We start from the raw sequence: 17,645 nt of genomic DNA on the forward strand, positions 1-17,645 counted from the left end.
TTTTATCAATTATTAACGGGGAGATTTTATGCAAATCAAGAAGCCAAAATATCAAATTATCGCCGAGGATATCGCATCAAAAATTGTAGAAAAGAAATACATTACCGGTGAAAAAATTTATGCACGCTCCATCATCGCCTCACAATATGGGGTTTCTGCTGAAACAGCGAGACGAGCGATTGCAATGCTGCAGGATCTGGAAATTGTAGAAGCAACAAAAGGAAGTGGTGTCGTGATCACCTCCTATGATAACGCTGTGAAATTCGTTCATCAAAATGAAGGAGTCCAGTCCATCCGAGAGCTCCAGGTTAATATTAAAGGTATACTCGAGCATCAGGAGGCAGAACTGGCAAACTTGCATGATCTAGTCAGTGAGCTGGTGAATCGGACAAGCCGCTTCAAGGCGATCAATCCATTCATTCCCTATCAGCTTGAAATTACCGAGACATGTCCTTTTCTCGAAAAAACTATTAGTGAAATTAACTTTTGGCAGCATACAGGAGCGACTATTGTAGCAATCCGCAAAGGCAGCGATCTCCTGTTATCTCCAGGACCCTACGCTGCACTCGATAAAGGGAATATCATCTATTTCATCGGAGATGATGATTGCCTCATTAAAGCAGAGCAGTTTTTAAAACTTTAAACATACATTAACGCCTAAACAGCAGATTCTTCTGCTTCGTTTAGGCTTTTTTCTATTTTTGCCCATGAAAAACTACCTGCTTCATTTGACATAAGTAACAACTCTTTGTTAACATTAAGTTGTTACTTTTTCTGTATAACAAAAAAGAGAGATTAATTGATTTAAATGAGGAAGTGAGAAAATGAAGGAAAAAATACGTGTAGAACACGTTACCAAAATCTTCGGCCGTAACCAGCAAAAAGCGCTGAAACTGGTGGAACAGCAAAAAAGTAAAACAGAGATTTTACAAGAAACCGGTGCTACTGTTGGTGTATATGATGCAAATTTCACTGTCAATGAAGGCGAAATTTTTGTCATTATGGGGCTGTCCGGGAGTGGTAAATCAACATTGATTCGTTTATTGAATCGCTTGATTACGCCAACAAGCGGAAATATATATATTGATGACATTGATATTACCAAGGCGAAAAAACAGGATTTACAAATGGTCCGCCGACAAAAAATGAGTATGGTTTTTCAGAACTTCGCTCTTTTTCCCCATCGTACTATCCTAGAAAACACCGAGTATGGCCTAGAAATTCGAGGCATGTCAAAGGAACAGCGAATTGAAAAAGCAGAACAGGCTTTACAAAACGCCGGGCTCCTTGTCTATAAGGACCAATATCCTCACCAATTATCTGGTGGAATGCAGCAACGGGTTGGATTAGCTCGTGCGCTCGCCAATGACCCTGAAATCCTCTTAATGGATGAGGCATTTTCCGCTCTTGATCCACTTATTCGTAAAGATATGCAAGATGAATTGCTGGAACTTCAGGCAAATGTTAAGAAGACAATCGTTTTTATCACCCACGATTTGAACGAAGCACTTCGTATTGGTGATCGTATTGCCATTATGAAAGATGGGCAGATTATGCAAATTGGTACTGGGGAAGAAATTCTTACAAATCCTGCGAATAATTATATCCGAACATTCCTCGAAGATGTCGACCGTTCAAAAGTACTGACTGCTGAGAGTGCCATGGTACGTCCTATTACTATCAATACAGAGCATGACGGACCGAAAGTCGCTCTTCAGCGAATGCGGGAAGAAGAGGTAAGTGTACTATTGGCCACAAACCGTCAAAAGCAATTCCTCGGTTATATTACTGCGGACGATGCACTAAAAGCTGCTAAGGATGGAGTAACCTCCATTACTTCCTATATTCGTACAGATATGCCGACAGTTGAGCCTGCTACATTATTGCAGGATTTATTATCAACAATTTCTGACAGCCCAACCCCAATTGCGGTTGTCGAAGATCACCGATTACGAGGTATCTTAATACGCGGAGTCGTGCTTGAAGCGCTCTCCTCTTCAACACAAGAGGGGGTGAACATAAATGAGTAGTTTCTTAGATAACATGCCGAAGCTCCCGATTTCTTCCTGGGTGGAAGATGGGATGGACTGGGTAACAGATACATTCTCAGGTCTCTTTAAAATGATTCAATCCGGTGGAGAAAACATGATGGATGGAATTACAGATGGTTTATTATTTATTCCGCCGGTTTTATTCATTCTGATCATTGCTGTTTTGGCATTTTTCGTTACTGGAAAGAAATTTGGTTTGGCTCTTTTTTCTCTCATCGGTCTGCTATTCATATACAACCAAGGCCTATGGGATGAGTTGATGAACACTTTCACCCTCGTTCTTTTCTCCAGTGTTATCGCGATTATCCTCGGCGTTCCAATTGGCATCTTGATGTCCAAAAGTACAGCTGTTGAAAATATCGTAAAACCGATTCTCGACTTCATGCAGACGATGCCTGGTTTTGTTTATTTGATTCCAGCCGTTGCCTTTTTCGGAATCGGTGTTGTTCCAGGGGTTTTTGCATCGGTCATCTTTGCCCTGCCCCCTACTGTACGTTTTACTAATTTGGGGATTCGCCAGGTGCCAACAGATTTAATTGAAGCAGCTGATTCTTATGGTAGTACAGGAGCCCAAAAGCTCGTAAAGGTAGAACTGCCGATCGCGAAATCTACTATTATGGCAGGTATCAACCAAACGGTATTACTATCATTATCGATGGTCGTTATTGCTTCCATGATTGGTGCTCCTGGTCTTGGCCGCGAAGTTCTTTCTGCGCTCCAGCGAGCACAAGTCGGTAATGGTTTTGTCGCCGGCCTAAGCTTAGTAATTTTTGCGATCATTGTCGATCGCTTAACTCAAAGCTTTAATAAACAAAATAGGTAGGAGTGGTATTTATGTTCAAAAAATCAAAGTATACATTAGGCGCAGCTGCTTTAGGTGCAGCACTTATTTTAGGTGCATGCGGGGATGACAACAAAGAGTCAGCTGACAAGGATGACTTAGGAGATATCAATCTTGCCTATGTAGAATGGGATTCAGAAGTAGCCTCTACTCATGTCATCGGAAAAGTATTAGAAGATATCGGCTATGATGTAACCCTTACACCTTTAGATAATGCGATTATGTGGCAGGCTGTTTCAAAGGGTGAAGCGGATGCAATGGTAGCCGGCTGGTTACCTGGTACACATGGTGCCCAATTTGAGGAATACGGTTCTTCAATGGAACATCTAGGTGAAAACCTCAACGGCGCTAAAATCGGGCTTGTTGTTCCAACTTATATGGACGTATCCTCCATCGCTGATTTAAGCGATCAGGCCTCTTCTACAATTACAGGAATTGAGCCTGGAGCAGGTATTATGAGTGCAACGGAAACTGCTTTAGAAGCTTACCCGAATCTTAAAAATTGGAATCTCCTTCCATCATCTTCAGGTGCCATGACTGTTGCTTTAAGCCAGGCCATTGCGAATGAAGAAGAAATCGTTATAACTGGCTGGTCTCCACACTGGAAATTCGCCTCTTATGATTTAAAATATTTAGATGATCCAGAAGGCGTATTTGGCGGCGAGGAATCAATTAATACATTTGCCCGTGAAGGTCTAAAAGAGGAGAAACCAGAAGCTCACAAAGTGCTTGATGCCTTCTACTGGACTACAGAAGATATGGAACAAGTGATGCTCGACATTAATGAAGGAGCCTCTCCTGAAGATGCTGCAGCAAAATGGGTTGAAGAAAACCAAGATAAAGTTGATGAATGGACAAAAGATGTAAAATAATTGCATAAACTGCTGTGACGGCAAAAAGCACGGAGATGATAAAAACATCTCTGTGTTTTTTTTTTGAAAAAATATTTACCTCTGCCGGCTATTAAGGATATCGCAGCCATAAAAACCCTTCTAAAAGAAAATGATTATTCTGATCTAATAGGCTGCATCATCATCGGAGACCATGACCCCTTTTACAAGAACAGCCTTGAACTTCATAAGCTTCTTGAGGCAAATCATATAGATTGTAAATTAACGGTAAAAAGACTAGGACACTTTTTCCCTGAGAACTTTCCAGAACAGCTGTCAGATGGGGTAAGATATATCCATAGATAATAGAAAAAGGAGCTTGCGTATTTCAAGCTCCTTTAGCATTCTTCCAGTGAGGTGTTACGCATGTAGTATATGCTGTTCCTTTAAATATGCTGTTTTAAAAATTCACTAAAATGAAGAATCATTTATTCAGTATGAAAGCCAGTTTCTATCACATAAAGACTCATTTAGCTTGTGTTAAGGCTCTATCCTGAAATGATACTGTTTAACCCGAAGATTTCTTCACTCATTAAAATCAATTATTTCAAACTTTCTTCTAGTTACTGATCATTAAAAAATAACCCCGTGCAACTTAACGTGCACGAGGTTGACTGTATTAATAACCTTTTGGACAAAGAGCCTTCAAAACACTGCTCAGTTGTTAGAAGAATAAATTTAAAATTACATAGAAGATTGCTGCCATCAATGCAGAAATCGGAATTGTAATAATCCACGTTAGCACCATTTTACGTGCAACCCCCCATCGCACACCTTTCACACGCTGTGCAGCTCCTACACCCATGATAGCCGAGGAAATAACATGTGTTGTCGATACAGGAAGCGCAATCAATGTAGCACCGAAGATAACAGATGCTGAAGAAAGATCGGCAGCCGCACCGTTGATTGGACGGATTTTCATAATTTTACCGCCGACTGTTTTAATGATTTTATAGCCGCCTACCGATGTACCAAGACCCATTGCCAAGGCACAGGCAAAACGTACCCAATCTTGCACTTCATCCCCAGATTGCATGCCTGCTGCGATAAGAGCCATTGTAATAATCCCCATTGCTTTTTGCGCATCGTTTGTACCGTGTGTAAACGCTTGAAGTGCCGCTGTTCCCACCTGCATAGTACGGAAGCCTTTATTTGTTTTATAAAGAGGCATGTTCTTAAATAAAAATTTAAATAGTGTCATCATACAGAAACCCATCGCCAACGCAATGAATGGCGACAGTAGTAATGCCTGCAAAATCTTTAAGAATCCTTCATAATTTAAAATAGCGAAACCTGCAGCTCCAATCGCCGCACCTGCGATCGAACCGATCAATGTATGGGATGAACTTGAAGGAATCCCATAATACCACGTAAGAAGGTTCCACGTAATAGCCGAGCAAAGTGCTGCCAAGATGACAACAGAACCCGTTACATCCCCTTCAAAGGCGTTTAACGAAAACGGATCGACAATATCACTCGCGATTGCTTTTGCTACGCCTACGAATGTTAGTGCTCCGATAAAGTTCATGACAGCTGCCATAAGGACAGCTACACGCGGCTTTAATGCGCGTGTTGATACTGATGTTGCAATTGCATTCGCCGTATCATGGAAACCATTAATGAAGTCGAATGCCAGTGCAAAGATTACAACTAAGATGGTAATGAGTAATATTGTATCCATATTTCAAGTCTCCTACTAATTAGGCGTTACGCATAATGATTGTTTCAATCGTGTTTGCGACATTTTGACAGTGGTCAGCGATTTCTTCTAATTGCTCATATAGGTCCTTGAATTTGATTAGACGAATCGGATCTTTTTCATTCAGGAATAATTGCTTAATGGATGAACGCAGTACTTCATCACATTGGCGTTCATAATCCTTTACAAGGATAGCGTGCTGACGCATGCCAACTAAATCTTTCTTATTTAAAAGCTCCATTGCTTTTATAATTTCATCTGCTGATTTCGTAATATATCCTAGGAAATCACGCATTGATTGATCGACCTCTGTAAAGGAGAACATCTCGAAATGTGCGATGCACCCTTCAGTCCCATCAAGGATATCATCCATACGAATTGCAAGTGCCAAAATGTCCTCGCGCTCGATAGGTGTCATAAATGATTTATTTAACATAACGATTAGTTCGTGTATTAATTTGTCCCCAGCAGTTTCATATTCTTTCATTTTGATGCTGACTTCTTTTAAATCAGTCACTGTAATAATGCGGGAATCATTGGCATAGTGAACAGCCTCGCGCACGTTTTCAGCGATTTTATATAGTGCTGAGAAGAAAGGGTCTTGCTTTTTTGAACTAAACATGGAATTGCCTCCGTCTATATATAAGTATAGTTAATTGCATTTGTTTGCCGCAATCATCATAACAATATCTTAAAAGAAAAGGTATTGTTTTCAACCCTTGCGATACAATCTTTACAATCATGTAACACAATATAATGGTCATTTATTTAGCCAATAACAGGTTGATTACCAGTTTTTCTTTTCTACATCTTTTAAATTCCAGTATCCAACCTTCATTTATCAAGCATTTCCAGCGATGATTTCAACATCTAATTTCCAGAAAACTATTCCACGCCTTTAATTGGCGAAATATTATGTCTATTCAATTGTTAAGGAATTGTAAAGGCGACTTTTCTATATAAAAAAGGATGCCCAAAAGACTATCGCTTCTAGACATCCCATTCTTTGTTATATTTAGATGTTCTTCCATGGTAACTTCGCTAATTTAAATAGCCTTACGTTTGTTCACCAGTCATTTATATCAGGTGTTTCTTTATAATATCAATTTTGACGCTGACAAAGCATGTCATAAATATAACGCGCTTGATCAAATTCAGGCGCTATTGTGTAGGCCTGCTTCAAATGATATTTAGCATCGTCGATTTTATCAGTCGAAACAGCATACAGGACACCAAGATTATAATGTGCATCTGCATTATTTAGATCATGCTCGATGACATACTCCAATTCTGGTTTTGCATGCTCAAACATTTCAAGCGTACAAAGTAAAATCCCGTATGACAGACGGATTTCTAAATCATCGGGTGCTAGCTCTGCCGCTCGTTGCATATAAGGTAACGCTAAGGAATGATTTCCTTCACGCTCAAAGCTCTTAGCGAGCATAAAGTATGAATCTGCCCCTTCAATACCATGTTCAATTGATTTTTGATATAGCTTGGCTGCTTCAATAAAACGCTCTGCATTATAATATAGGTTTGCCAGCCCGTAATAAGCAGTAGCAGCTTTTTCATCTACTGTAATCGCTTTTTGAAAGAAGCGTTCCGCTCTCTCCACATCATTTAACGTAGCAAGCAGATTACCAAAGTTTACATAGCCTACAGCATCATTCGGATTTTGCCCAATGGCATCATTAAAGGCTTGCGCGGCATCCTCATATCTTTTTTCCTGGAATGCCTTAATTCCAATTTCATTATAATCCAAGATCATATTGTTTCCCCTCATAAAGATAGGCGACCGGAGCCGCCTATTCGTTATCCTACATATGTTAGTTTTTCATTGTTTTTGATGACTTCATCAATTGTACCGCCGCCTAGGCAAACATCGCCATCATACAGGACGACAGCCTGCCCTGGTGTAATTGCACGCTGCGGCTCAGCAAATGTAATAAGCGCTGTTCCATCCTCACGCATTTCCACTTCGACAGGAGAATCTGTCTGACGGTAACGGAACTTGGCTGTACAGCTGAACTTCGCCGACTTTGGGCGATCAGATGTAAAGCCTATTTTCACAGCTGTTAGTGCCTCGGAATACAATTTTTCATGGTGGAAACCTTGTCCTACGTATAGTACATTACGTTCCAGATCTTTCCCAAGGACAAACCAAGGTTCTCCGTCCCCTCCAATACCAAGTCCATGGCGTTGGCCAAGTGTATAGTACATCAATCCATCGTGACGGCCTTTCACTTCTCCATCAAATGTTTCCATATTCCCAGGCTGTGCCGGTAAATACTGGCTCAAAAATTCTTTGAAATTACGTTCACCGATGAAGCAGATTCCTGTTGAATCCTTTTTCTTTGCCGTTGCAAGGCCAGCCTCAGCTGCAATTTCACGAACTTTTGACTTTTCTATATTGCCGATCGGGAACATGACATGTTTCAGCTGCTCCTGTGATAGCTGGTTCAGGAAGTATGTTTGGTCTTTATTATTGTCAACACCACGAAGCATAACAATTTCACCGTCACGCTCTTCAACACGCGCATAGTGGCCAGTTGCTAAATAGTCCGCACCGAGGTTCATCGCATGCTCGAGAAACGCCTTGAATTTGATTTCTTTATTGCACATGACATCCGGATTCGGTGTACGGCCCGCTTTATATTCTTCTAGGAAGTACGTAAATACTTTATCCCAATATTGTTTTTCAAAGTTTACTGCATAATAAGGGATGCCGATTTGATTGCATACAGCGATAACGTCTTCATAATCCTCTGTCGCTGTACATACACCATTTTCGTCTGTATCATCCCAGTTTTTCATAAAAATTCCGATTACATCATATCCCTGCTGTTTTAATAAATACGCAGCAACAGATGAATCAACTCCACCCGACATGCCGACAACGACACGAATTTGTGAAGGATCTCTTGTTTCTACCATTAGTTATTCACCTTTTCGTTTAGACAAACCGCGTAAAAGGCGCGAAGTCTTTATTTTACTTGTTTTTCACTAGACGTTTGACAATTGCAGCTGTACGTTTGCCTGCTTCCGCTATTTCCTCATCTGTTAAACCGATTCCGAAGCTAAAACGGATAGAAGTTCGAATCTCTTCAGCACCATCACCGAACATCGCTACAAGTACATGAGATGGATCAATAGAGCCGGCTGTGCAGGCCGATCCGCTCGAAACAAGGATGCCCTCCATATCCATGTTTACTAAAAACGATTCGACATTCGTACCGGGGAAGGACACATTCAGTACATGCGGCAACGCATTATCTAGCGTACCATTTACTTTATACGAAATTTCCGCTTCGTCAAATTGTTTGATTAACAATTGCTTAAAATCATTATATTTACTGCGGTTCGTTTCCCTTCCGTCAGCTGCCTTTTGTACAGCTGCAGCGAAGCCAAGTACCGCTGGAATATTTTCTGTCCCTGCTCGGCGCTTCTTCTCCTGGGAGCCGCCATACAAAAGGTTTTCCAGTTTAGCGCCTTGACGGGCAAATAAAAAGCCGATCCCTTTTGGACCGTTTATTTTATGGGCAGATACACTTAATAAATCGACCCCTAATAATTCGACATTCAACTCTTCAATACCGTATGCCTGTACAGCATCAGTATGGAATGTTGCTTGATGGCCCTTCAATAGATCACCAATTTCAGAAATAGGCTGAATCGTTCCAACCTCATTATTTCCATACATGATCGTTACAAGAATCGTATCATCGCGGAGTGCAGAAGCTACGTTTTCTACACGTACGCGCCCTGTTTCATCAACAGGCAGATAGGTTACATCAAACCCTTCTTTCTCAAGCTTTTCACAAGCATGGAGAACAGCATGATGCTCAACCTGTGTAGTAATGATATGCTTCCCTTCTTGTCTGCGCGCATATGCCGTACCGAAAATCGCCATATTATCCGCTTCGGTTCCGCCGCTTGTCAGAATAATTTCACTCATCTGTGCATGGATAGATTGCGCTAATATGGATCTTGCTTCATCCAAGTATTTACGTGCCTCACGACCTGCGGCATGGATGCTTGAAGCATTCCCGTAATAGCGCTCCATTGCATCCGTCATCCGGGCGATAACTTCCTTCGCCATCGGAGTAGTAGCCGCATGATCCAGATAGATAGTATTCATTTTTAATAAAACCCCTTTAAACCGTTCCTTAAATATAGAACATATATCCGTCGTGGACAGTATTGTCCGTATATTTAGCCAAGTCTTCCAATGTTGTTGTATCCAATACATTTTTTACGGCATCACGGATGCGCACCCATAGCTCACGCTGCGGTGCCTCCTCATTTTCAATTCCTTCTACTGGCTGGATTGGTCCTTCTAGAACACGGATAACATCGGCTGCTGTAATTTCTGCTGGAAGATTTGCTAGCATGTAGCCGCCATAAGCACCGCGGACACTCTTCACTAGCCCTGCATTCCGAAGCGGTGAAACAAGCTGCTCCAAATAGGCTTCTGACAATTCTTTTTCAGCTGCAATTTGACGAAGAGGGATCGGACCCTCACCATAATGTTTTGCTAATTCAATCATAATCGTCAATCCATAACGACCTTTTGTAGAAATTTTCATACTAACACCTCAATTATTCTCATTCATATATTTCTCAAGTATAACACATTTCCTTCTACTCTTATCATAAATGCTCCATTTTAGCTTCTGCTCTTCACAAGAGTTGGTTTTCCCGTTCACAAATTCTATAATGTTTATAGAACAGAAATGAAAAAAGAGGAGTGATTCCATGCATAATGAACCTCTTGCTTATAAAATGAGGCCGCGACATCTGGATGAAATCGTCGGCCAAAAGCATGTAATCGGTCCAGATACACCACTTTATCAGATGATCCAGAAAGGACATGTTCCTTCTATGCTTTTATACGGTCCTCCTGGTATCGGTAAGACATCCATTGCCAATGCCATTGCCGGTACAAGCAGCCTGCCTTTTTTTGCGCTTAACGCCACCCATGCAGGGAAAAAAGATATCGAGCAGATCGTCATGGAAGCCCGGATGGCAGGAAAGGTTCTATTGTTTTTGGATGAAATTCACCGATTCAATAAGCTGCAGCAGGATACATTGCTGCCTCATGTCGAGAACGGTTCGATTGTGCTCCTCGGGGCAACAACAGAAAATCCGTTTCACGATGTAAACCCTGCGATTCGTTCTCGATGCGGGGAAATCGTCCAGCTGTCAAGGCTTACAGCAGATGACATTACTGAACTACTAAACAATGCATTATCCAATAAAGAACGCGGTCTTGGCAGCTATGATATTCAGGCGTCCCCTGAACAACTTACACGAATCGCTGAAGCTGCCGGCGGAGATGCAAGGAAGGCCCTCACCTTACTAGAATCCGTCTACTATGCTTCGGATGAAATAGACGGGAAAACTATTTTCAGTGATACGGCAATAGAGGCATTGGCAAAAAGAATTGGAGTTTACGGAGATAAAGGCGGGTCCCACTTTTATAACCTTCTTTCTGCCCTGCAGAAATCGGTGCGCGGCAGTGATGTCAATGCAGCCCTTTATTATCTTGCCCACTTGCTTGAAAGCGGGGACCTTATTGCTGTTTGCCGAAGACTGCTTGTGATGGCATATGAAGATGTTGGATTGGCAAATCCGTCTGTCGGCGCCCATGTCACTGCAGCTACAGATGCAGCCCAGCGCCTCGGAATGCCTGAAGCCCGTATTCCACTCGCGACAGCAGTCGTGGAAATGTGCTTAAGTGATAAATCCAACTCTGCCTATAAAGCGCTTGATGCAGCTATTCGCACCATTAATGAAGGGACGACAGGCGATATTCCGAATCACTTAAAAGATGCACATTATACCGGAGCAAGTATACTTGGGCATACAGGCTATCAATACCCGCACGATACACCAATCGGTACATTCGGCGGCTGGGTTGACCAGCAGTATTTACCAGATGAACTTGCCGGTACAGAATTTTATCAGCCTGTCATCGCAGGAGAGGAAAAGCGGATGGCCGGTATTTATGAAAGGCTGAAGTCGTTTAAAAAATAGACAATTTTACACTAAAAAAATAAGGAAACTCCATCCTGCTGGGAGTTCCCTTATTTTTTGTATTCTTTAGTAATATTTAATAACTGCTGGACATTCTCCAAAATATAATACTTCAGCAAGCTAAGTTCCTCTTTTTTAAAACGATAAAGGTCTTTTTTATCCGTATAACATTGCAATGCTTTTTTAATCGTATGCTGCATCTCTTTCGGAAATGTTGATATTCCCCATTCTCCAGCTTCCTGCTTCGAAGAAATCACCCCTTCTTTTACATACCAGAAAACTCTAATTAAATTTAGTATACAATAAATTGGATTTTCTTCGATTCTCCCTAAACAATCCTCAAAATCCCCTACTATTGAAGACAAATAATTTGACCGTGGAACCAAAGGAAATACTTCTGTAATCTGTCTGCCCTTTAGACAAATCCCTCTATGATGAAGAATAGTAATATGAGCTGCTAAATCTGCATCAGTTAGAATATTCCCATTTAAAAAATGGGCTGTTCCATTCACTAAGTCACTTTCATATCGCCCTCTCCAAAACTCGCTATAATGAAAATCAAACGGACAGGGGTGCTGCCATTCTTTTAATTGGCCGGTATTCAAGAAACTGATTTCTACAGGAAAAGGGGAAGTAGAATATTTTAAAAAGACCTGTGCTAACTCCCTTTTCGTTCTTACAGCCATTGGGTTGTTAGTAACAGCTAATAAATCAATATCGCTGCTGTTTGGATTAAACCCTCCCATTGCTGCCGAACCATGAAGATAGAAACCGATTAAGTCATTATTTACTATTTTGGTTATCTCTTTGTATAGATGAAAAATAAAATCTTTGATGTCCGTTGTACACATCTGGAACGAATTGGCCCCCTGTCAGAAAGAGAATTTATTTTTTAATATGAAATTTTGATACTGCCTGTGCCAGCGTACCGATAACAAGCGAGCTCCGTTCTGTATCATGGCGGGCCTGTTGAGATAGGTCACCCATTTTTTTCATAGCCTCTCCTACTATTTCTACTACTCTTACGTTTTGTTCACTGCTCGCCGCCATATTTTGCATAATACCACGCATTTCATCTGTCCCTGCAGTACGTTCATTTGTTTTAGCAGACATAGCATATAAAACATCTTTCACGATTTGAATATGATGTGCTCCTTGTTCTACTTCCTCACTGTTTATTCGGATCGCCCGTTCAATCAATCCGGAGCTATTTTCAATCAGCTTTAATGTTTCGTTAATTTCCTCAGTTGCAGTCTTCGTTTGGTTAGCTAATTTCCTGATTTCATCAGCCACAACAGCAAAGCCTTTCCCATGCTCACCTGCACGTGCCGCCTCGATCGATGCATTAAGCGCAAGCAGGTTTGTCTGTTCGGCAATAGCATTGATTGAGACAACCACCTTACTAATGCTTGCAGAGGAATCCGTAAAAGTAGAAGTAAGTTCCAGTGTGTCCCTTACCTTTTTTACAATACCTCTCATTCTTTCATCAATGCTCTCTACCTGTTGCTGTGCCTTCTCCAGCTGTTCAACGGAATTAAGCTCCATTTCCTCCATTGTTTCTGAAATAAGGTCATTTTTTTGCATCGCATCTCTTACATCCCGCAATTGCTGGTGGATCGCCGTAAGCATTTCATCCATCTGAAAGGCTATATGTAATGCATGTGCTTCTACAGAAGAGGTACGTTCGCGAAGCTGCTGATTCGTTTGTTGGACATCGCTTGATGAAACTTGTACTTTGGCAATCAGTCCCGCCTGTGTATCCACAAAATTATTCACCCAGCGGCCCATTTCTCCGGTCTCATCATTCGACAGCATACTTTTATCAATCCGGATGGTTAAATCCCCCTCTCCTTCAGCAATTTTCTGAATCATGCCTGTTACACGGTTAATTCGGTTGGTAATAGGTTTGACCTGACGTTTCATAAAATAATAACATGCGCCTAACCCATAGACGACATTGATCCCAAGTACAATAAGAGGATGCATGAAGCCAAGGGATGTTAACAGCTGAAATAGTATGATATTTATCGTCATAAAGCTGACAAAACTTAAACTAAGCCTGAAATCGATAGAACGCGTCCGGTATACTTCTTCTAAATCTGCTTCACACATCATTCCCCAGATATCGGGACTATGCGGAAGCTGGAACGTAACTCCTTTTCCGATGACAGGAATATGCCGGTAATCTGAGTATCCTGGAAATTCAACAAATAGATTGGCGCCATTTTTGATTGTATTCGCTACTCCTGGATGGAGCTGTCCTGTTGCCGGATCAGTAAAACGAATTTCAAATTCCGTATGTTTTTGTATTTGTACAACGCCCCATTCCTTTGTATGAATACCGGACTTCAAATTCTCACCGAGACTGAATGTTTCATCCTCAAACCGGCTTCGTGAAAGTGCTACTCCTTGTTCAATAGAAGAATCAAAATTTGATTGGCTCATAAATATGTAATTGTCGCCTGAGTCTTGATAAATATGCCCTGCCTCCCGCTGAATCAAATCGGAAATCACATCATTTGGAACGCGGCCCGCCATTACATAGATCAGCCTGCCATTATTAAAAACAGGCTGTAAAAACAACAAGGTTACTTCATCATGGAATTTCGAACTGCGAGGGCCGATTACTACTGTCATTTCATCGATGAACGGTCCATAAAGCAGTGGATTTCCCGTTCGCCAGACTGCCTGCAGGGCTTTATGGGTAAGCGGGGAAGCATCAGTACGATAGTTTTTACCAATATGGTCTTGATAACTTGAAGCAAAGACTGTGCAATTTTCATCCACTAAAAAAAGCTCTGTAAAATAGGAACTTCTATTTTTCGATTGCTCTAAAAACGAAGAAAGCCGCTCTTGATCTCTATCATAGAGAATGACCTCCTCCGTTCGGGAATCAAGGGATACCCATCGATCCCTCGTCCACGTGATCAAGGCATTGACCCTTGTCTTTGCAATACTTTCAAAGATTTCTTCTTTTGCTTCTTTCGTATGTCTATTTAGTCTGTATGACCACCAAAGCGGGAAACCTTCTTTTAACTCCAGCCATCCAAATAGTCCCACTGAAATCCCTCCCTACTTACTGCCCATATGCAACTTATGGCGTGTATATTGTAAATTGTAGGTAATTTTCAGATAACTTTCAATATAAAACGTTATGATGTCAGTTTCATTCCGGATAAGATGCGGGAGTGAGCTTCTTCAATCATCATCTTTTTGTAAAATAATTTTTTTGGTTACTTTACGCATAGATGATAGCTTCACTTCTATCTATTTGTATTCCGTTATTCCGCACAAAAAACAAAAAACTGCTCATCAAGATGAGCAGTTACATGAAAAATAATGATTTAGTTTATATATTGATAAAATGCCTGTAAACATACCGGTAAAGAAGTCGGAGTTTTCTCGACAGTAACTTTTCCGTCTGTCAATTGCTCCAGGCTTTTGTTAATTTCATTAAAAAATTCCTCATTATATTCCGATTGGCAGTTTGGTAAAATTTTCGCTGCTGTTATGTAGCCATCAGTGATTAGATGGCGTGCAGCTTCATCCAACGGCGAATTCATATTATGTTTAATAAGATTATCAAAATATACAAGACGTGAGGCATTATGCATGAACAACATCCAATATGAATTTTCCTTTGGCATAACCCCATTATTCTGTTCGACAATTCCTTTAAAATAGGCAGTGATCTGACTATATAACGGTTGTATTTTCCCCTGCGCTTTCTCCCAATTTTGCGCAGTGTCGATATGGTCGAACACTATATGGTCTAGTTGTTCCTGTAATTCCTGCAAGTTCAAAACGTTGCTTTTTGCTTGAATACTCATCAGTCTTTCCATCCTCCTTTAAGTCCCCTAACGTGTACTTTTAGTGTATCAAAAATTATATAAGGAAAATGGTAATCGTATAATTAACGGAAAATATGTGATAATTGTGTGAAAACTGCCGCGCATTACAGAAAAAGCACATCTTTATTCTGACTATTAGCTATTATTTAATAAAAGAATATTGTATAATTCTCATCTTAATTTTTCTACATATTTCGGATAATACCCCATCTGACATAAGCAGTCATCCGTTTTATCATCTAAATCAGACAATGGAATCAGAGAGAACGTTCCTGCTCTATAGTTTTTAATCGTTTGATTCGAGCTATAAAACTGCCAAGTAAAACTTTCAATCCATTTTCCCATCTCCATATCCCTTTTTTCTACAAAAAAATACTTTGATTTCAATACTTCTACGAACCGATAAAAGCTGCTGCTTAATGCATATTCCTTATTTGTAAAATGATAGATAGGTTCTATTACATAGTTCACATCAAATATATGGATGACATTTCGCCCTTCGTCTAAAGCAACTTCTACAGTGCATACTTCCTCAAGCAAATTTAATCCTTTATACTCCAATTCGTTTAATTGCACTTTTACATACCATTTACCCTTTCAATATTTATTTTTTCATTATAACATTTTTTGTATTTTCTCGAAATTTGACGAAGTATTTATAGTGACAATATAAGCAATTTCGTGTATAAATTAGAAAATATGAGTTATTTATTTTTCTGTTAAATTATCATGACGTAATAATCAGGGGGAGAAATAGATGCAAATACAGCTTTTACAGAAAAAAGACTTACTCGAAAAAAACTCGATTCTGATGCTTGTTTATGGATTAGCAGCTAATCTTGGGGGGATTGCCCAATTCATCATAGGCCGGCCAATCGGACTAGCCTTGTCGTTATTTATACCTGCACTCGTTACATTAGGGATCTATTTTTTACAGCGAAAAGTAGAATGGTTACGCCCTTATTTTCCTTTTGTCGTTTCAATTGCCGGAATAATTACTACATATGGGGCGATTGTTTCTTATAAAGTGACATTAGCTACGATTATTCTCAGCTTCTTTGTCCTCATCATGAGTTCAATACATAGTAAGTATATGGTCGTTGCAGCAGGATTTATCGGCTCTGCTCTAGGTCTGATTTTTAACTTTACATTAGATACGACTGGATTTGCTGTTGATCCGGCAAATGTATTTGTCGTACAGATTTTAATGACTTTGGCAATTGGACTGAACGTACGACAAAGCAAACGCATGTTTTCAAGCATTGAAGAGCTAATGACTGATGCTCATAAAAAGGCACTCCGTGAAGAGAAGCTTCATTCTCATCTTGAAAATTCTGTTCAGAATATTACAACAAGGTTAGAGCTGATTACAGAGAGCACAAATACTGCAGCATTTGCTCAGCAAAATATGTTGAACTCTGTTCACGAGGTCCGGGAAGGGGCCCATCGTCAAGCAGATTATGTTCATGAAATCGTTCTTAGTACTGAAGCGACAACGAACGAAATTGCCCAGATGGTCCAGCAGCTAGAACAAATTGTGAGCGAGGCGGAATCCGCTAGTATGAATGCCGCTGATGGAGCAAGAGCAATGAATGATATGAAGCAGGAAATTGATTTATTTACTGCATTTTTTAACGAACTTCATACTACATTCATCGCATTATCCGGAAAAATCGATGAAACGAACCATTTTGCGACAGATATAAAAAGGATTACGGAGCAGACGAATCTTCTTGCTCTTAATGCATCTATTGAAGCGGCTCGAGCTGGTGAGCATGGAAAAGGTTTTGCGGTGGTAGCAGAAGAAATCCGCAAGCTAGCTCAAATTACAGATCAGACCCTTGTTAAGATTGATACGAACCTAAATAATGTAAATAGCTATAATAAAGATGCTTTAGGAAAGCTGCAAAACGGTCTGAATCACATTACTATGCAGGTTTCTGTAACGGACCGGGCAAACAATACATTCAACGAGTTATTTGAAGCATTGAAAAAACTGCAAAATGATTTGACAGTGTTCTCCAGAGCAACCAGCTCCATTGAAAATAACAGTAAGTCTATTCTGATGAGTACAAATGAGTTTGCCGCCATTATCGAGGAGAGCTCACAGGCAGTTGATCAGCTTGGTATCGTATTAGAAAAGGTAAATAACGAACAGCAGCTTATTACGAACAATATCGAAGAAACATATCAGAATGCATTAAGCATTAAAGAAAGCTAATAAAAAGCCCTCTAATAGTCAGTATGGCATCTGATTATTAGAGGGCTTTCGTTTTG

Annotated in this window: 17 protein-coding genes; 7 read left to right on the top strand and 10 right to left on the bottom strand. The window is 40.4% G+C overall.

Annotation, left to right across the window (positions count from 1 at the left end):
- Positions 1 to 28: 28 nt before the first annotated feature.
- The 5 genes from AA0Y26_RS14780 to AA0Y26_RS14800 all read left to right on the top strand — a co-directional run bounded on the left by AA0Y26_RS14780 (position 29) and on the right by AA0Y26_RS14800 (position 4,088).
- Complete coding sequence (locus AA0Y26_RS14780; RefSeq protein WP_413362851.1) at positions 29 to 643, top strand: TrkA C-terminal domain-containing protein; 615 nt, start codon at positions 29 to 31, stop codon at positions 641 to 643.
- Positions 644 to 824: 181 nt separating this feature from the next.
- Positions 825 to 2,030, top strand: a complete 1,206-nt coding sequence (locus AA0Y26_RS14785) for a quaternary amine ABC transporter ATP-binding protein (protein ID WP_413362852.1) — start codon at positions 825 to 827, stop codon at positions 2,028 to 2,030.
- On the top strand, positions 2,023 to 2,874 hold the full coding sequence (locus tag AA0Y26_RS14790; protein WP_413362853.1) for an ABC transporter permease: 852 nt from the start codon (positions 2,023 to 2,025) through the stop codon (positions 2,872 to 2,874). Before AA0Y26_RS14785 ends, AA0Y26_RS14790 begins: the two co-directional genes overlap by 8 nt.
- 11 nt (positions 2,875 to 2,885) lie before the next feature.
- A complete protein-coding gene (locus AA0Y26_RS14795; protein WP_413362854.1) occupies positions 2,886 to 3,764 on the top strand; it encodes a glycine betaine ABC transporter substrate-binding protein in 879 nt (292 codons plus the stop codon).
- A gap of 63 nt (positions 3,765 to 3,827) precedes the next feature.
- Positions 3,828 to 4,088: a hypothetical protein gene (locus AA0Y26_RS14800; RefSeq protein ID WP_413362855.1), complete on the top strand. Its 261-nt coding sequence runs from the start codon at positions 3,828 to 3,830 to the stop codon at positions 4,086 to 4,088.
- A gap of 358 nt (positions 4,089 to 4,446) precedes the next feature.
- Here AA0Y26_RS14800 and AA0Y26_RS14805 read toward each other — a convergent pair whose 3' ends face one another.
- From AA0Y26_RS14805 to cymR, 6 genes are all read right to left on the bottom strand, one after another.
- The gene (locus AA0Y26_RS14805; protein ID WP_413362856.1) at positions 4,447 to 5,463 is read right to left on the bottom strand and encodes an inorganic phosphate transporter; all 1,017 of its coding nucleotides are present in this window, start codon (positions 5,461 to 5,463) and stop codon (positions 4,447 to 4,449) included.
- Positions 5,464 to 5,482: 19 nt separating this feature from the next.
- On the bottom strand, positions 5,483 to 6,103 hold the full coding sequence (locus AA0Y26_RS14810) for a DUF47 domain-containing protein (RefSeq protein ID WP_413362857.1): 621 nt from the start codon (positions 6,101 to 6,103) through the stop codon (positions 5,483 to 5,485).
- A gap of 480 nt (positions 6,104 to 6,583) precedes the next feature.
- Entirely contained in the window at positions 6,584 to 7,243 is a 660-nt protein-coding gene (locus AA0Y26_RS14815) for a tetratricopeptide repeat protein (RefSeq protein ID WP_413368229.1), read from the bottom strand.
- A 50-nt stretch (positions 7,244 to 7,293) separates the two neighbouring features.
- Positions 7,294 to 8,415, bottom strand: a complete 1,122-nt coding sequence (gene mnmA, locus AA0Y26_RS14820; protein ID WP_413362858.1) for a tRNA 2-thiouridine(34) synthase MnmA — start codon at positions 8,413 to 8,415, stop codon at positions 7,294 to 7,296.
- A 55-nt stretch (positions 8,416 to 8,470) separates the two neighbouring features.
- Entirely contained in the window at positions 8,471 to 9,619 is a 1,149-nt protein-coding gene (locus AA0Y26_RS14825; RefSeq protein ID WP_413362859.1) for a cysteine desulfurase family protein, read from the bottom strand.
- Between the two features lie 28 nt (positions 9,620 to 9,647).
- Complete coding sequence (gene cymR / locus AA0Y26_RS14830; RefSeq protein WP_413362860.1) at positions 9,648 to 10,067, bottom strand: cysteine metabolism transcriptional regulator CymR; 420 nt, start codon at positions 10,065 to 10,067, stop codon at positions 9,648 to 9,650.
- 169 nt (positions 10,068 to 10,236) lie between these two features.
- Between cymR and AA0Y26_RS14835 the strand changes: the two genes are divergently transcribed.
- The gene (locus AA0Y26_RS14835) at positions 10,237 to 11,517 is read left to right on the top strand and encodes a replication-associated recombination protein A (RefSeq protein ID WP_413362861.1); all 1,281 of its coding nucleotides are present in this window, start codon (positions 10,237 to 10,239) and stop codon (positions 11,515 to 11,517) included.
- A 50-nt stretch (positions 11,518 to 11,567) separates the two neighbouring features.
- On the opposite strand, the gene AA0Y26_RS14840 is transcribed toward AA0Y26_RS14835, so the two are convergent.
- The 4 genes from AA0Y26_RS14840 to AA0Y26_RS14855 form a co-directional block, all read right to left on the bottom strand.
- The gene (locus tag AA0Y26_RS14840; RefSeq protein ID WP_413362862.1) at positions 11,568 to 12,368 is read right to left on the bottom strand and encodes an aminoglycoside adenylyltransferase domain-containing protein; all 801 of its coding nucleotides are present in this window, start codon (positions 12,366 to 12,368) and stop codon (positions 11,568 to 11,570) included.
- A gap of 34 nt (positions 12,369 to 12,402) precedes the next feature.
- Entirely contained in the window at positions 12,403 to 14,577 is a 2,175-nt protein-coding gene (locus tag AA0Y26_RS14845) for a methyl-accepting chemotaxis protein (RefSeq protein WP_413362863.1), read from the bottom strand.
- Between the two features lie 284 nt (positions 14,578 to 14,861).
- A complete protein-coding gene (locus AA0Y26_RS14850; protein WP_413362864.1) occupies positions 14,862 to 15,347 on the bottom strand; it encodes a hypothetical protein in 486 nt (161 codons plus the stop codon).
- A 192-nt stretch (positions 15,348 to 15,539) separates the two neighbouring features.
- Positions 15,540 to 15,929, bottom strand: a complete 390-nt coding sequence (locus AA0Y26_RS14855; RefSeq protein WP_413362865.1) for a hypothetical protein — start codon at positions 15,927 to 15,929, stop codon at positions 15,540 to 15,542.
- A gap of 196 nt (positions 15,930 to 16,125) precedes the next feature.
- Here AA0Y26_RS14855 and AA0Y26_RS14860 point away from each other — a divergent pair, with 196 nt between their 5' ends.
- Entirely contained in the window at positions 16,126 to 17,589 is a 1,464-nt protein-coding gene (locus AA0Y26_RS14860) for a methyl-accepting chemotaxis protein (RefSeq protein ID WP_413362866.1), read from the top strand.
- The last annotated feature ends 56 nt before the right edge of the window (positions 17,590 to 17,645 follow it).

Origin of the sequence: Lysinibacillus canaveralius, assembly GCF_047301505.1 — a bacterium.
GTDB lineage: Bacteria > Bacillota > Bacilli > Bacillales_A > Planococcaceae > Lysinibacillus_B.

Excerpts from the sequence above, each read along its gene's own strand:
- AA0Y26_RS14780 (WP_413362851.1), top strand. The coding sequence starts at position 29 with ATGCAAATCAAGAAGCCAAAATATCAAATTATCGCCGAGGATATCGCA.
- AA0Y26_RS14785 (WP_413362852.1), top strand. The coding sequence starts at position 825 with ATGAAGGAAAAAATACGTGTAGAACACGTTACCAAAATCTTCGGCCGT.
- AA0Y26_RS14790 (WP_413362853.1), top strand. The coding sequence starts at position 2,023 with ATGAGTAGTTTCTTAGATAACATGCCGAAGCTCCCGATTTCTTCCTGG.
- AA0Y26_RS14795 (WP_413362854.1), top strand. The coding sequence starts at position 2,886 with ATGTTCAAAAAATCAAAGTATACATTAGGCGCAGCTGCTTTAGGTGCA.
- AA0Y26_RS14805 (WP_413362856.1), bottom strand. The coding sequence starts at position 5,463 with ATGGATACAATATTACTCATTACCATCTTAGTTGTAATCTTTGCACTG.
- AA0Y26_RS14810 (WP_413362857.1), bottom strand. The coding sequence starts at position 6,103 with ATGTTTAGTTCAAAAAAGCAAGACCCTTTCTTCTCAGCACTATATAAA.
- mnmA (WP_413362858.1), bottom strand. The coding sequence starts at position 8,415 with ATGGTAGAAACAAGAGATCCTTCACAAATTCGTGTCGTTGTCGGCATG.
- AA0Y26_RS14825 (WP_413362859.1), bottom strand. The coding sequence starts at position 9,619 with ATGAATACTATCTATCTGGATCATGCGGCTACTACTCCGATGGCGAAG.
- cymR (WP_413362860.1), bottom strand. The coding sequence starts at position 10,067 with ATGAAAATTTCTACAAAAGGTCGTTATGGATTGACGATTATGATTGAA.
- AA0Y26_RS14835 (WP_413362861.1), top strand. The coding sequence starts at position 10,237 with ATGCATAATGAACCTCTTGCTTATAAAATGAGGCCGCGACATCTGGAT.
- AA0Y26_RS14840 (WP_413362862.1), bottom strand. The coding sequence starts at position 12,368 with ATGTGTACAACGGACATCAAAGATTTTATTTTTCATCTATACAAAGAG.
- AA0Y26_RS14850 (WP_413362864.1), bottom strand. The coding sequence starts at position 15,347 with ATGAGTATTCAAGCAAAAAGCAACGTTTTGAACTTGCAGGAATTACAG.
- AA0Y26_RS14860 (WP_413362866.1), top strand. The coding sequence starts at position 16,126 with ATGCAAATACAGCTTTTACAGAAAAAAGACTTACTCGAAAAAAACTCG.